Here is a 15,218-nt window from a genome sequence, read left to right on the forward strand (position 1 = left end):
CAGGCAACTGGATTTCAGCACGCCTGCTCGCCCAGTCATCAAGCAGCTCTGCTCAAGGAAGAAAATGGATTACAGCCCGATAGTCGCCCAGGTCTGGGGCATGCTGACCTGGTTCATCCCAGCAGCCCTGCTGATCGGCCTGCTCAAATCGCCCTGGGCCAAAGGGCAGATCGGTGAACTGCTGGTACGCCTGTTCGCACATTGGCAACTGGACAAGCAAACCTACCGCCGCCTGCACAACGTCACCCTGAATACGCCTGACGGCACCACGCAGATCGACCACGTATTCCTCTCGCCTTACGGCATCTTCGTGCTGGAAACGAAGAACATGAGCGGCTGGATCTTCGGCAGCGAGAAGCAGGCGCAGTGGACGCAGAAGCTTTACAAACGCACCTTCAAATTCCAGAACCCGCTTAGGCAGAACTACAAACACCTCAAGGCTCTGGAAGCCACCCTTGGCGTCAGCCCTGAGCACCTGCACTCGGTCATCACCTTTGTCGGCGGCAGCACCTTCAAGACCGAAGTGCCGGCCAACGTGACCCAGGGCATTGGCTTTATCCGCTATATCCAGTCATTCCAGCAGCCGGTATTCAGCGCGGCTGAAGTCGACGCCATGCTGTACGCCCTGCAAACCGGCCGTCGCGCACCGACCCTCGCTACACACCGCGAGCATGTACAAAACCTCAAGCGCCGGAGCGATCCGACAGCTGAGCGGCAATGCCCGAAATGCGGAAGCGCACTGCTGGTTCGCACTGTGAAGTCAGGCCCGAAAGCGGGGCAGCAGTTCTGGGGATGCTCGGCGTTTCCCAAGTGCCGAACGATGCAGAATCTTTGAGAGGTAGAACAATGAAACGATCAAAGAGTGTTCGGGCAGAAAATGAATCTGTCCCCTTTTTCTCTTTTGACTTCCTGTACGGCGACAGCACAGGGCTTCCGGAGAGTAATTACAGCGTGGATGACATTAAGGCACTCACTGAAAATATCTTCCGCCACGTGTACCGGGCTTACCCGACCGTGCCGTCGCCGATATACGGGCACTGATAATTTAGAAAAATAAGCTGTAGTGCCAGTCGCTACGTTGCTTTTGCCTGGAAGGGAATGCTTATGACAAGCAAAGCAAATGAATTCGATGCAACAGCGTCAATGCTTGGTTACCTGTACCAAGCCCGGTACGCCTTGTTCTTAAGTCTTCAGAAAATCCGGGAGGTCCAGGACCCGGATGAATGCTTCGTTTCTATCGAAAAGCTGGACGATATTGCTTTTGAGACAGGTGGAAACCCCGCCGACATTCTTCAGACCAAATACCATGGTACTGAAGGAAACCTGACCGACAGAAGCGCCGACCTGTGGAAAACCATCAGGGTTTGGGCAGAAGGCATAACAAAGGGCAGCCTTGACCCCGCCACGACGAACTTCACCCTTATCACGACCCAGAGCGCGCCTGACACCGGGCTGGTGGCTGCTTTGCAGCCTGCTTCCTTCCGTGACATCAAGACGGCACGGGATTTTCTCGATGGGATTGCCGCCGAGACTTCCAACGCGACAAACCTACCGGCCTATGCGGCATACAACGCCTTGCTGGACTGGCAAAAGGACCAGCTTATCGGCTCCATCAACATCCTGTGCCGCTCCGCGAGCATTCTGGATGTAGCGGAACTGATAAAAAAAGAACTCAGGACCACTGCCGAGAAAAGACATATCGATGCTTTCAGCACACGCCTGGAGGGTGAGTGGTTTAAGCGCTTTATCAGCGCCATGTCGTCGTCAGATGAAAAGGAAGTCTGCCTCGGTGAGGTCGTCGCCATCATCGACGATCTGCGCTCCCAGTTTTCCTTGACCAATCTGACAGCAGATTATGCCGACGCGGAGCCAGAAGATATTGATATCGATGACGACGATAGAAATTTTGTAGAGCAGTTGCGTCTGGTAGGGATACCAAACCAGGCGATCCGCTTTGCGATAATCAATTATTACCGTGCTTGCGAACAGCGTTCACGCTGGTCAAGAGATGGGCTCGTCAAACCCGGCGAACTCAAATCATATTTGAAAAGACTGGAAGAGGAATGATTAAACCATTCGTCTCTCATTCTTCCAGATGTTGACACTAGCAATGTCGAGCAATGTAGAAAATCTGGGCGAGATGTCTACGGCAAGTGCCAGAACGAAGGCGCATTGGCCATTCGGCGAGACTTTAACCATCCTTACGTCGCCAGAGGAAGTTATCATACTCTAGCTGATGAGCTGAAAATAGGCTGGCACCCAAATTACAAATCCCTTCTTTTAAAGGAAGATAAGAAGGGAGCGGCCTGATGTCGTTGAGAGAAATTCTGACGCAGGAAGAGATCAATCTATACAACCCGGCCTATACCGGCTTTCTTTTCCTCTCATCATTGCGTGCCTATTGCGAAGTCAATGAGCAGGGGATGCACTGCGCATTGCCCTATATAGTGGTCCCGATGGCGCTATCGCCGCGTATCGCGGCCAGTCTGCCGACGACCTACAGGACTCCCATCGCTTCATGGGTTGCTGAGCAAGGAGGAGAGTTATCTGATTTTTCGGCGATGGCGTCAGCCTGTATTCCTGTTGTCAACGCTGCCACGCTCTTTTTGCTGGATAGGAAAGTCATCCAGCTGACAGAAGAGGCGTACTACCTTATTGCCAGTAATGAATTAGCCAAAGCGCCCAGCCTCTTCAATAAGAGCGAGAGCATGAAGCAAGCTCTTCATGCAGCCAACTTTATAGGAAAATGGTTTGCCCATTCCTCGACCGTTGAAACCATTTACGCACAGCTAGGGATCAGGCCATGACCATGCAGATTCTACAAATATCCGTCTACGGCAAAAACGGAGAGCGCCGAGATGTGAAATTTAATCCCTCCCGCGTCAATATCATTACGGGAGCATCCAAGAAGGGAAAGTCATCCCTTCTGGATATTGTAGAGTACTGCTTGGGTTCCAGTGAATGTGGAGTTGCAGAGGGCTTCATCAGGAAAACCGTCGATTGGTACGCCATCCTTCTTCAATTCCGTGATACGCAGGTGTTCATTGCCCGCGCTGCGCCACTGCAGGGGCAAAACTCTAGCAGCACATCGCATATGATTGTGGAGGCGGACATAAAGGTTCCGGACAGGTCGGAGCTCAAGTCATCCACGAACATTGACAGCGTTGTTAATTTCCTGACGGAGAAGCTTGGTGTCCCGGAGCAGGAAACAGAAGTTTCTGAAGGTCAGACACGCGCTTCCATTTCCATCAATTTCAAACACTCAAGGTATTATCTCTTTCAGAGCCAGGATGAGATTGCCGCTAAAAAGATCCTGTTTCACCGACAATCAGAACCGCACATTCCCCAGGCGATCAAAGACACCATTCCATATTTCCTGGGGGCTGCTGAAGATGACCGCCTGAAGGACCTCTCCTCCTTGCGGGGCCTGAAGCAGGAAAAGACACGTCTCACCAAGAAGCTGTATGAACTTGAATCCCTGAAAGGGGATGGGCTTCAGAAAGGTTATGTCTTGCTGGCAGAAGCCGCAGAAGCCGGTCTTTATACGGGTGAAAATCTCATCCCCAACGAGAAAGACCTGCTTGCTAGCCTCTCCCGCATCAGCAACTGGGCGCCGCCGCTCGTTCCTGTTGAAGACAATACCGACGATCCGTTGCCCGCACTGGAGCGCGAATATCAGCGCTTCCAGCAGCAAAAGCGTGAGGTGCGGTTCAAGCTCAATGCCGCCAACGAGTTCGCAAGGTCGGAAACCGGCTTTGAAAAAGAAGCCGAAGAACAGAGTTTCAGGCTGCAATCCATTGGCCTCTTCAAGAAGGCAGCGGCAGCTGAACATATCTGCCCCATATGCGACTCTCAGCATAAAGCCGCTGATAGTGCCGAGGGCATCATTCAGCAAGCCCTTGCAGACCTTGCGCACAAGCTCGATGGCGTCGAGCGAAACCGCCCACGGATTACGGGTTACATTCAGGGCCTGATCAAGGAGCAAAATGATCTGGCAGATAAGATCAAGAAGACTCGTGACAGCATGAATCAGATCAGGTCGAAGGACGCTACTTCGGAAGGTTTGCAGGACAGGAATCTGCTGAAATCCAGAGTCGCTGGTCGGGTATCGCTCTATCTGGACGGCATCAACTGGGCAGACGATACCGGGCCGATCAAGAGACAAATTGCTGCGCTTGAGCCGCAGATCGAAGAGCTCGAAGAAAGGCTAAATCCTGATGCTCTCAAAGAGAGGCTGGACGCCCAGATCAGCATCATCAGCGAGGATATGACGCGGTGGGCAAGGGAACTTGGACTGGAACACTCGGAACATCCTATCCGTCTTGATATACCTAAGCTTACTGTCGTGGCCGAGACGCCCCACGGCAGGACGCCGCTCTATCGCATGGGCAGCGGTGAAAACTGGGTTGGTTATCACCTCGTGGCTTATCTGGCATTAGCCAAATGGTTCATCAAAGAAAATCGTCCCGTCGGCAGGTTCATCTTCTTTGATCAGCCCACTCAGGTGTACTTCCCGTCTGACAAGGCCGTGACCGGAAACATTGACGAAATTGAGAACGACGAGGACCGCAAAGCGGTCAAGAAAATGTTCGAATGGCTCTTCAAGGTGGTCGAAGAGGAGCTGGGGCCTGACCTTCAGGTGATCGTCACCGACCATGCCGATATTGAGGAGGACTGGTATCAGTCCGCTATCGCCGATGAAAAATGGCGTGGAGATGTTGCGCTTATTCCAAAGCATTGGTACGCGGAAGAGTAAACGTGGCTCACGTTTTCACCTTAGATCCAATGACAGCTGACAGAAACCGCCTAGCGGTTTCTCGCTTGCGCCGCTGAAGCCACACACTGTGCTCTCAAAGGTACATAAAACAGTACACTGGCGGTACAGTGCCTAGCTTCTATCACTTTTGTAAAATTGCGCTCAAGCCCAGTAATGACGCTACTTTCAGCTTATTTCACTTGCACTAAGCTGCTAACGGTTTTACTGGGCTTGCGGCGTTTCGAGGCAACTCATAATCCTTTGCTCCACGGTTCAAGTCCGTGTGGCCCCCAACCTCCAAAGCCGCGCATTGCGCGGCTTTGTGCCGTATGCAGATCAGGATGGGGAAGCCGCCGAGAAGAGTGGCGGGAAGGAGGGTGTAGCCTCAGCGACAAGCCAGGCACGAGCCTGGGGTCAGGCGGAGTTGCGGGAGGCTTCGAGCTGGTTGGCCAACAGTTGCACCAACTGCTTCTGGTGGACGAGTTCGGCTTCGCAGTCCATCGAGCGTTCCAGGCGAAAGACGATTTCGCTGTTCATGCTGCGGTAGTTGTACCCAGCCTTGTCGTAGATCTGGTTACGCAGCGCTTCGGGCATGCGTAGAACGAATTTGTCGGTAGTCACGTTTTTTTGCATAAGGTTTCCCTCGGTTGTTCACGCCTGTTTGCCGCATTGGGCAAGGCGATGCAGTCACAACCCAGTTCATCCAGTTCGGGCTCGGCTGCATGGAAATTTCAGGGCGGCCAATCGTCCCTGTGGCGGCGAGACGAATTCTTGTTGTGTATAAAGTCGATCCCAGCGAGGCCCGAGGGTTCCCCCTAAATGACGAGCGTCAGCTTCGCTTAAGCTGCTTTTCGCCGGTGATCACAGCCGTACGTCGAGCTTGTCCAGCAGGATTTCGCTCGGCAGATCGGTGCTGACCAGTTGGTTACGTCCGCTCTGTTTGCCGCTGTACAGGCGGCGGTCGGCGCAGCGGTAGAGCTCGGCGGCGCTGCGCCCGTCCTCTGGCCAGGCTGCCAGGCCGAAGGTGGCGGACAGCGTGATCGGCTGGCCGTGATAGTCCAGCGTCTGCCCAGCGATATGCTGGCGCAACTGATCCACCAGCGGTTCGGCGCCGAGGCGGTCGGTGTGGCGCAGCAGCAGGCCGAACTCTTCCCCACCGAGGCGGCCGAGAAAGTCGGTCACCCGCAGGCGCTGCTGCAGGATCTGGCAAATGTGCTGCAGCGCCTGGTCGCCGGCCTCATGCCCCCACTGATCGTTGACCTGCTTGAAGTGGTCGACGTCGAGCAGCGCCAGCACCAGTTGCCCATTGCTGCGCTCGGCCTCCTGGATCGCCCGCTGCAGCGCGTGCTGGAAGCTGCCACGGCTGGCCACGCCGGTCAGCGAGTCGGTCTGCGCCAGGCGTTCCAGCTCCTCGTAGGCCTGCATGCGCAGGCCGTCATAGATATGCACGAAGACCAGGATCAGCACGCCACACAGCGCCGCGTTACCTATGTCGATCAGGCCGCGGGTATCGAGGTTGAGGCGGTTGTCGGCGAAGTACAGCAGCAGCCCCGCGAGCATGAAGGGCGCGGTGAGCAGAAAGGCCCGTTGCTTGCCCAGCAGCAGGTAGGCCAGCAGCGGGATCATGTACAGCCAGACGAACGCCCCCGATGAGGCGTCCGGCATGATGATGATGTAGAGGATGAAGCAGAAGGTCGGCAGCAGGTACAGGTAGATCCACAGGTACAGGTGGCGGGCGCGCTCGATGCGCCAGGCACCGAACAGCAGCATGGTGGTGAACAGCACCTCGGCGATGGCGAAGGGATAGTTGCCGGCCAGCGCCTGCAGGATGGAGAAGCCGCCCAGGGTCAGGCCGGTGGCGAGCAGAATGGTGCGCATCAGCGCACGCTTGCCGGACTCGCGCAGCCCTTCACAGTGCCCTGCGCCTACGTCCTTGTGATCGTTATAGTCACCGTCGCCCATTTTATTGCCCAGCACCGCCGCCCTCGATGACGCCTAACAGGCCGTTGAGAACAACCCATACGCTCTCAACGAACTGCTCCCCCTGCTGCAAGCACTAGGCAACTATAGACGCCTTGGCCTGTTTTACACTGCGTAACCCATTACACGCGGCAGCCACAGGGCGATTTCCGGGAAGATCGCCACCAGCATCAGCGCACTGGACATCACCACGACGAACAACGCCGCCCAGCCAACGGTCTGCTCCAGGCGTATCTTGGCCACTTCCGCCGTGACCATAAGGTTGATCGCCACCGGTGGGGTGAACTGGCCGATGGCAATGTTCATCGCCAGCAGGATGCCGAACCACACCGGGTTCCAGCCGAAGTGCTGCATCACCGGAATCAGGATCGGCATCAGGATCAGGTAGATGGAGATGGCATCGAGCAGCATGCCGGCCAGCAGCACGGCAAGCATCACCAGCGCCAGCAGCACCCAGCCGTTGTCCGATAGCGAGATCAGCCATTCGGCCAGGTGGCGGAAGGTGCCGAGCAGGGTGCCAGCCCAGGCGAAGATACCGGCCAGGGCGATGATCAGCATGACCACACCGGAGATCACGCCCGCCTCGCCACACAGGCGCCAGAGGCTGCGCCAGTCCAGCTCACGGGTGACGAACAGGCCGATCACCACGCCGTAAGCCACGCCAACCACGGCCGCCTCGGTCGGTGTGAACAGGCCACTGCGCAGGCCGCCAAGGATCAGCACCGGGGCGAACAAGGCCGGCAGCGCCTGCCTGAAGCTTTCGCCGATGGCCGGGCGCTCGCCCTCCTCCGGGGATTCCCAACCATAGCTACGCGATAGCAGCCAGGCCGGCAGCAGCAGCACCAGACCGGCGAGGATGCCGGGGAACAGGCCGGCGGCGAACAGCGCGCGCAGATCGACGCCCGGCACCACGATGGAGTAGAGAATCAGCGCGATGGACGGCGGAATCAGAATCGCTGTCGAAGCCGACGCCGCGATCAGCGTGGCCGAGAACGGCTTGGGATAACCCGCCTTGGTCATGCTCGGCAACATCACCATGGCCACGGCGGCGGCATCGGCCGGGCCGGAACCACTCATGCCGCCCATGATCAGGCACACCAGCACCGCAACCAGGGCCAGGCCACCATGCCGTGGGCCGATCAGCGCCTGGGCGAAGCGCACCAATCTCAGTGCTACGCCGGCTTTCTCGAACACCAGACCGGTGAGGATGAACAGCGGAATGGCGATCAGCGGGTACTTGGCCACGCCGTTGTAGGTGTTGGTGCCGAGGGTGGCGAGCATGTCCGGCGACAGCCCGGCGATGATGCCGATGGCGCCGGACAGGCCGAGGGCGAAGGCCACCGGCACACCGAGCGCCAGCAGCACGACGAAGCTGAGAATCAGCCAGAGATCAGGGCTCATCACTGATCCTCCCGCGCAGGCGATCGACGGTCATCTGGGTCAGGCGCACGAACACCAGCAGCGCCAGGATCGGCAGCCAGATCACGTACCACCAGTTGGGCAGGCCGAGGCCGGGCGATTCGGAATCCCACTGGAACTCCTCCCAGGCGAACTGACCGCCGTACCAGCACACAAGCCCCAGCACCAGCACGCCGGCCAGCCACTGCAGCAGGATCAGCGGCGTGCGCAGGCGCGGGAACAGGCGCTCGAGCAGGCCGATACGAATGTGTCGGTTGCTGCGCATGGCCACCGAAGCACCGGCGAAGGTGAGGATGACCAGCAGGAACACCGAGATTTCCTCGGTGAAGGCGAAAGATGCATCGGTGAAATAACGCACCACGACGTTGGCCAGGCTGATCAGGCTGATGATCACCAGAGCCAGGGTGGCGAGCACGCGCTCCAGCGGCGCGTCGATTGGCTTGCTCATAAGAACCTCGAATGACCGGAGTAATGCGCTCATGCGGTGGCGCCCCCTGCCCTGTCCCCCTCTCCCATGAACGGGAGAGGGGAGCAGAGCAGGCTGAGGGAGCTTCCGGTCAGATAAAACGAATCAGGGCTGGGCCACGGCCTTGCGCGCGGCGTCCATCAGCGCGTCGCCGATGCGTGGCGCCCACTTCTGCTGCACGCTGGCGGTGGCCTCGACGAAGGCGGCGCGCTCGGCGTCGGTCAGTTCGATCACCTCAACACCGCGCTCGCGGATGTCGGCCAGGCGCTTGGCCTGCGCGCCACGCGACAGCTCGATTTCCCACTTGCCGGCGTCGATGGCGGCCTGGCTGAGCAGCGCACGATCTTCTTCGGGCAGGGATTTCCACACGCGCTGGTTGACGGCGAACACCAGCGGGTCGGCCATGTAGTCCCACAGGGTCAGGTACTTCTGGCCGACCTGATCGACGCGCGCCACGTCGAACACCGACAGCGGGTTTTCCTGGCCATCCACGGCGCCGGTGGTCAGTGCCGGTTTGGCGTCGGCCCAGCTCATTTGCGTGGGGTTGGCGCCGAGGGCGGTGAAGGTGTCCTGGAACAGCGGCGAGCCGACCACGCGGATCTTCAGGCCGGCCATATCAGCCGGGCTTCGCACCGGCTTGGCCGAGTTGGACAGCTGGCGGAAGCCGTTCTCGCCCCAGGCCAGCGGCACGATGCCGCGCTGCTCGATGGCGGCGAAGGCCAGTTTGCCGGCTTCGCCCTGGGTGATGGCGTCGAGGTCGGCATCGTTCTTCATCAGAAACGGCAGGGAGAACAGGTTGAGCTCCGGCACCTGCGGCGACCAGTTGATGGTCGAGCCCACGGCCATGTCGATCAGGCCCGAGCGCATGGCGGAGAATTCCTTGGTCTGGTCGCCAGCGACCAGTTGCGCGTTAGGGTAGACGCGCAGGGTGATGCGCCCTTCGGAGCGCTCGTTGACCAGATCGGCCCACTTCTGCGCGGCCTGGCCCCAGGGGAAGGCGTCGGACAGTACGGTGGAAACGGAGTATTCACGCGCCTGCGCGGTGGCGCACAGGGCGGTCAGCGCAGCGCCGGCGGCGAGCGCGGAGAAGAGTCGCTTGAGTTTCATGGGGCGTCCTTGTGTGGATCTTGGTGTTGTCGTTGTGGCACCGGCACAGCGGTGCGGATCCAGCGGCGGGCGGTTGGCTCGCCAGGCATGCCCGGTCGGCATGCGAAAGGGACACGGCAGGTGTCTCGTCTGCCGGGCAGGCCTTGTGGGCGTTCGGCAGGTGCCGGCGGGTTACGCGCAGCCGCCCAACTATTCCAGAAGCGCGTGGCGAATGCCATTGTCTGATGTCTGTTGACGTTGCCCGGCCTGATCGGCGCTGCCCATAATCGCCGGCATCTCCCAGACGGACACTCGCCTATGGCCATTTCCCGCGACGACCTCGACCAGCACGGCCTGATCATCGGCGTGTCGCCCGAGCGCTTTCGCGCGGTGGCCATGCCGCTGCTGTTCGATCACCTCGATGCGCAGTGCGAGGGCACCATCGCAGTCAATCGCCAGGCGCGCATCGTCTGGATCAACGACAAGTACGCGCAGAAGGTCGGCATCGCCGATGCGCGCACGGCGCTCGGCAAGGAGATCGAGGAAGTGCTGCCGGCCAGCCGCCTGCGCGAGGTGGTAGAAAGCGGCCAGCCGAGCATGCTCGACCTGATGGCCTTCGGCAGCGAGCACTTCGTGGTCACCCGCATTCCACTGCGCGACGAGGACGGCACCCTGGTCGGCGCGCTGGGCTTCGTGCTGTTCGACCGCGCCCGTCACCTCAAGCCGCTGATGGCCAAGTACGCCAACCTGCAGACGCAGCTGCTCGCCACCCAGCACGAGCTGGCCAAGGCGCGGCGCGCGCGCTACACCATCGCCGGCTTCATTGGCGCCAGCACGGCGGCCAGCGAGGTCAAGCGCCAAGCCCGCCGTGCTGCGCAGCTCGATGCCACGGTGCTGATTCGTGGCGAAACCGGCACCGGCAAGGAGCTGCTGGCGCAGGGCATCCACAACCTGTCGCCACGCGCCAACGGGCCGTTCGTCGCGGTCAACGTCGCGGCGATTCCGGAAACCCTGGTCGAGGCCGAGCTGTTCGGCACCGCACCGGGCGCCTTTACCGGCGCCGAGCGCAAGGGGCGCATCGGCAAGTTCGAGGTGGCCAACGGCGGCACGTTGTTTCTCGACGAGATTGGCGACCTGCCCCTGCCGTTGCAGGCCAAGCTGCTGCGGGTGCTGCAGGAGCAGGAGGTGGAACCGCTCGGCTCCAACCAGGTCAAGCCGCTCAACGTGCGGGTGATCGCGGCGACCCATATCGACCTGGAGGCCAAGGTGGCCGCCGGGCAGTTCCGCGATGATCTCTACTACCGCCTCAATGTGCTGGCCCTGCGCGTGCCGCCACTGCGCGAACGCGCCAGCGACATTCCCGCGCTGATCGAACACCTGCTCGATGACCTGGCCAACCGCTCCGGCCTGGCGCCCATAGAGCTGACGGACGATGCCCTCGCCCTGCTCTGCGCGCAGCCATGGAAGGGCAACGTGCGCGAGTTGCGCAACCTGCTGGAGCGGGCGCAGTTGGCGGTCGATGGACGATTGGATGGTGAGGCGTTGCGTGGATTGCTGGTCGATCCGGTGGCGCCGAGCGAGGCGGTGCCCGTTGTGCCAGTGGTGACGAGCATGGCGCAGACGCTGGCCGAGCAGTTGGCGCAGGCAGAGCGTCAGGCATTGGTGGCGGCATTGGCCGCGTGCGACGGCAATCGGCAACTGGCAGCCGAGCGCCTGGGTATTTCCCGCGCGGGGTTCTACGCCAAGTTGGCGCAGCATGGGTTGGGGCGAAAGGGCTGAGCGCCTCATTCTGCAGGAGCCGGCTTGCCGGCGATGCGCCACCCGCAACACTTCCCCAAAACAGTCGCGGCTAAAGCCCCTCCCACAAAAAGCGTGCTGGGCCGGAAATCGCTTCGCGGCTGAAGCCGCTCCTACAGATAACGTTGCCGTCCGCAATTGCGTAGCCCGGATGAAATCCGGGGCCTGCCCTGCAAACAACAGACAACTGGCGGGTTGCACCCGCCCTACATCGCCGTAGGGCGGGTGAAACCCGCCGGATGGGAACCTGGCTGGGTGCAATCCTAAAAACCACAAATGTCCAATTTCCTGGACTAAAAACCATCAAGCCGTCCACAAATCTGGACTAAATCCAGAAATATGGACGTCTGCGCCACTCGCCCCGCTCGATTCAAATCACGCATTCAAGCCTGAAACCCTCGCTGCAGAGCCATTCCGGCTCCATCGACCAAGGTCTTACCCCACCCTGGCACGACTCTGGCTCTATATCCGGCAAAGGCGCACTTCAGCATCCGCGCCTTCCCGATAAAACGGCCTCGAGCCACTAGAACAACAACAAAAGGAACCACCCATGGGTACCCTCGGTATTCTGCTGTCCCTCGCCTTGTTGATGTACCTCGCCTACCGCGGCATCAACGTCCTGATCCTCGCCCCGCTGCTGGCCTTGCTAGCGTTGCTGTTCGCCGGCGACATCGCCCTGCTGCTGCCCACCTACACCCAGGTGTTCATGAAAGCCATGGGCGGCTACGTGATCCAGTTCTTCCCGCTGTTCCTGCTTGGCGCGCTGTTCGGCAAATTGATGGACGACTCCGGGTCAGCCCGCGCCATTGCCCACGGCATCGTCGCCAAGGTCGGCAGCCAACGCGCCATCCTGGCCATCGTGCTGGCCTGCGGCATCCTCACCTACGGTGGCGTATCGCTGTTCGTGGTGGCCTTCGCCGTGTACCCGATTGGCGCCGCGCTATTCCGCGAGGCGGGCATTCCCAAGCGCCTGATCCCCGGTGCCATCGCCCTCGGCTCGTTCACCTTCACTATGACCGCGCTGCCCGGCACGCCGGCTATCCAGAACGCCATCCCCAACCCCTTCTTCGGCACCGACGCCTTCGCCGCGCCGGGCCTCGGGGTGATCGCCGGCCTGATCATGTTCGGCCTCGGCACCTGGTGGCTCACTGCGCAGTCGCGCAAGCTGATGGCAGCCGGTGAGGGCTACGGCGAGCACCGTGATGACCCGGTTGCCGAAGAGCGCCGCGACATTCCCGGCTTCTGGCTGGCGCTGCTGCCGATCTTCGTGGTGATCGCGCTGAACTTCCTGATGGCCAAGCAAATTCTGCCGGCGATGGATACCAGCTACCTGGCCAAACCGGAATACGGCGGCCTGCAGGATGCCAAGTCGCTGATCGGCATCTGGTCGATCATCGTGGCCCTGGGCGCCGCCATCGTGCTGCTGATCGCCATGCACTGGCAACGCTGGGTGGATCTGAAGAAGAGCGTCAACGACGGCGCCTTCGGCTCCATGCTGCCGATCCTCAACACTGCCGCCGAGGTGGGTTATGGCACGGTGATCGCCTCCCTGGCCGGCTTCGTCATCATCCGCGACCTGGTGCTGGGCGTGTCCAGCAACCCGCTGATCTCCGAAGCAGTGGCGGTGAACATCCTCGCCGGTATCACCGGTTCCGCCTCCGGTGGTATGTCCATCGCCCTGAAGACCCTCGGCGCGCAGTACCTGGAAATGGCCAATGCCGCCGGCATCAGCCCCGAGCTGCTGCACCGCGTCGCCGCCATGGCCTCGGGCTGCATGGACACCCTGCCGCACAACGGCGCGGTGATCTCCCTGCTGGCGATCTGCAAGCTCACCCACCGTGAGTCGTACAAGTTCATCTTCGTCAACACCGTGGCCTTCCCGATGGTGGCGCTCGCTGTCGTCATCACCCTGGGCACCCTGTTCGGAAGCTTCTGACGAGCATGGCGCCCTCGGGCGCCATGCTGTCTGCAGGCCGTGTTGATCAATCGTTTTCGAGTACCCGCAATGAGCAAGATCATGACCGCCGCCGATGCCGTGGCGCGCATTCCGGACAACGCCAACCTGGCCACCGGCGGCTTCGTCGGCATCGGTTTCGCCGAGCAGATCGCCATCGCCCTGGAACAGCGCTTCATCGCAGAACAGGCACCGCGTGACCTGACCCTGGTGTATGCCGCCGGCCAGGGCGACGGCAAGGGCCGTGGCCTCAACCACCTGGCCCATGAAGGCCTGGTGCGTCGGGTGATCGGCGGCCACTGGGGCCTGGTGCCGGGCCTGCAGAAGCTGGCGGTGGACAATCGTATCGAGGCCTACAACCTGCCGCAGGGGGTGATCTCCCAGCTGTTCCGCGACATCGCCGCCGGCAAGCCAGGGCAGCTGTCGCGCGTCGGCCTGGGCACCTACGTCGACCCACGCCATGGCGGCGGCAAGCTCAATGCGCGCACCACCACCGATCTGGTGCGGCTGATGCCCATCGATGGCGAGGACTACCTGTTCTACCCGACCTTCCCGATCCACGTCGGTATCGTCCGCGCCACCAGCGCCGACCCTGACGGCAACCTCAGCTTCGAGCGCGAGGCGCTGACCATCGAAAGCCTGGCCATCGCCATGGCTGCGCGCAATAGCGGCGGGCTGGTTATTGCCCAGGTTGAGCGCGTGGTCGAGCGTGGCTCGCTCAACCCACGCCAGGTGAAGATTCCCGGCATTCTGGTGGACTGTGTGGTGGTGGCCGAACCGGCCAACCATCAGCAAACCTTCGCCACCGCCTACAACCCAGCATTCGCCGCCGAAACCCGCGTACCGGTGGACAGCCTGACGCCGATGCCGCTGGACGTGCGCAAGCTGATCGCCCGGCGCGCCGCGCTGGAGCTGAAAGCGAACGCGGTGGTGAATCTCGGTATCGGCATGCCCGAAGGTGTGGCGGCGGTGGCCGCCGAAGAGGGCGTGATCGAGCGCCTGACCCTGACCGCCGAGCCCGGCGTGATCGGCGGCGTACCGGCCTCGGGCCTGGACTTCGGCGCGGCGAGCAACCACAGCGCCCTGCTCGACCAGCCTTATCAGTTCGACTTCTACGACGGCGGCGGCCTGGACATCGCCTTCCTAGGCCTGGCCCAGGCCGATGCGGCGGGCAACCTCAACGTGTCCAAGTTCGGCAGTCGCCTGGCCGGGGCTGGCGGTTTTATCAACATCAGCCAGAACGCCAAGCAGGTGGTGTTCGTCGGCACCTTCAGCGCCGGTGCGCAGGATATTCGCATCGAAGACGGCCAGTTGCGCATCGTTCAGGACGGCGAGCTGCGCAAGTTCGTCGCCGAGGTGGAGCACCGCACCTTCGCCGGCCGCCTGGCCGCCGAACGTGGCCAACCGGTGCTCTATGTCACCGAGCGCTGCGTGCTGCGCCTGACCCGCGAAGGGCTGGAACTGATCGAAGTGGCGCCGGGCGTGGACATCGAGCGCGACATTCTCGCGCGCATGGACTTCGCCCCCATCGTGCGCGAGCCGAAGCTGATGGATGCGCGGCTGTTCCGCCCCGAACCCATCGGCCTGGGGCAATGCCTGGACTGAGGGCAGGTCAATTCTTGAGCGTGAACTTACGGGCCTGAACAGGCCCGTTTTTTTGCTACGGAGAAAATCATTTCGCAACCAGAGTCACGCTGTTGCGGCTTTGCCGTTGCATGCTCGAATGCCCACTGGCATGGTGGCGCCTCTCTCACGAACAA

11 protein-coding genes and 1 pseudogene are annotated in these 15,218 nt (G+C 60.9%); 7 read left to right on the forward strand and 5 right to left on the reverse strand.

Translation table 11 applies throughout. The features are described from left to right. Nucleotides 1-64: 64 nt before the first annotated feature. The 4 genes and pseudogenes from ACODS1_RS16590 to ACODS1_RS16605 all read left to right on the forward strand — a co-directional run bounded on the left by ACODS1_RS16590 (nucleotide 65) and on the right by ACODS1_RS16605 (nucleotide 4,756). On the forward strand, nucleotides 65-835 hold the full coding sequence (locus ACODS1_RS16590) for a nuclease-related domain-containing protein (protein WP_489086528.1): 771 nt from the start codon (nucleotides 65-67) through the stop codon (nucleotides 833-835). Nucleotides 836-1,143: 308 nt separating this feature from the next. Beyond that, nucleotides 1,144-2,310: pseudogene (locus tag ACODS1_RS16595) on the forward strand (ABC-three component system protein). Then, nucleotides 2,310-2,807 carry a three component ABC system middle component gene (locus ACODS1_RS16600; RefSeq protein WP_033969993.1) on the forward strand — a complete coding sequence of 166 codons (498 nt, stop codon included), beginning with the start codon at nucleotides 2,310-2,312 and terminating at the stop codon, nucleotides 2,805-2,807. The pseudogene ACODS1_RS16595 and the gene ACODS1_RS16600 overlap by 1 nt, the downstream one beginning before the upstream one ends. Next, nucleotides 2,804-4,756 (forward strand): DUF3732 domain-containing protein, encoded by a 1,953-nt coding sequence (locus tag ACODS1_RS16605; protein WP_489086529.1) that lies wholly within the window; start codon nucleotides 2,804-2,806, stop codon nucleotides 4,754-4,756. The genes ACODS1_RS16600 and ACODS1_RS16605 overlap by 4 nt, the downstream gene beginning before the upstream one ends. 414 nt (nucleotides 4,757-5,170) lie before the next feature. On the opposite strand, the gene ACODS1_RS16610 is transcribed toward ACODS1_RS16605, so the two are convergent. The 5 genes from ACODS1_RS16610 to ACODS1_RS16630 all read right to left on the reverse strand — a co-directional run bounded on the left by ACODS1_RS16610 (nucleotide 5,171) and on the right by ACODS1_RS16630 (nucleotide 9,728). Further along, nucleotides 5,171-5,377 (reverse strand): Arc family DNA-binding protein, encoded by a 207-nt coding sequence (locus tag ACODS1_RS16610; protein WP_322978750.1) that lies wholly within the window; start codon nucleotides 5,375-5,377, stop codon nucleotides 5,171-5,173. Between the two features lie 240 nt (nucleotides 5,378-5,617). Next, on the reverse strand, nucleotides 5,618-6,718 hold the full coding sequence (locus tag ACODS1_RS16615; RefSeq protein WP_489086567.1) for a GGDEF domain-containing protein: 1,101 nt from the start codon (nucleotides 6,716-6,718) through the stop codon (nucleotides 5,618-5,620). 123 nt (nucleotides 6,719-6,841) lie between these two features. Further along, nucleotides 6,842-8,137: a TRAP transporter large permease gene (locus tag ACODS1_RS16620; protein WP_489086530.1), complete on the reverse strand. Its 1,296-nt coding sequence runs from the start codon at nucleotides 8,135-8,137 to the stop codon at nucleotides 6,842-6,844. Next, nucleotides 8,127-8,603, reverse strand: coding sequence for a TRAP transporter small permease (locus ACODS1_RS16625; protein WP_489086531.1), 477 nt, complete (start codon nucleotides 8,601-8,603; stop codon nucleotides 8,127-8,129). The genes ACODS1_RS16620 and ACODS1_RS16625 overlap by 11 nt, the downstream gene beginning before the upstream one ends. A 123-nt stretch (nucleotides 8,604-8,726) precedes the next feature. Beyond that, nucleotides 8,727-9,728 carry a DctP family TRAP transporter solute-binding subunit gene (locus ACODS1_RS16630; RefSeq protein WP_489086532.1) on the reverse strand — a complete coding sequence of 334 codons (1,002 nt, stop codon included), beginning with the start codon at nucleotides 9,726-9,728 and terminating at the stop codon, nucleotides 8,727-8,729. Nucleotides 9,729-10,025: 297 nt separating this feature from the next. On the opposite strand from ACODS1_RS16630, the gene ACODS1_RS16635 reads away from it, so the two are divergent. The 3 genes from ACODS1_RS16635 to ACODS1_RS16645 all read left to right on the forward strand — a co-directional run bounded on the left by ACODS1_RS16635 (nucleotide 10,026) and on the right by ACODS1_RS16645 (nucleotide 15,063). Beyond that, nucleotides 10,026-11,486 (forward strand): sigma-54 interaction domain-containing protein, encoded by a 1,461-nt coding sequence (locus tag ACODS1_RS16635; protein WP_489086533.1) that lies wholly within the window; start codon nucleotides 10,026-10,028, stop codon nucleotides 11,484-11,486. 568 nt (nucleotides 11,487-12,054) lie between these two features. Then, entirely contained in the window at nucleotides 12,055-13,440 is a 1,386-nt protein-coding gene (locus tag ACODS1_RS16640; RefSeq protein ID WP_489086534.1) for a GntP family permease, read from the forward strand. Nucleotides 13,441-13,509: 69 nt separating this feature from the next. Next, nucleotides 13,510-15,063: an acyl CoA:acetate/3-ketoacid CoA transferase gene (locus tag ACODS1_RS16645; RefSeq protein WP_489086535.1), complete on the forward strand. Its 1,554-nt coding sequence runs from the start codon at nucleotides 13,510-13,512 to the stop codon at nucleotides 15,061-15,063. The last annotated feature ends 155 nt before the right edge of the window (nucleotides 15,064-15,218 follow it).

Source organism: Pseudomonas sp. FG29 (assembly GCF_057809355.1).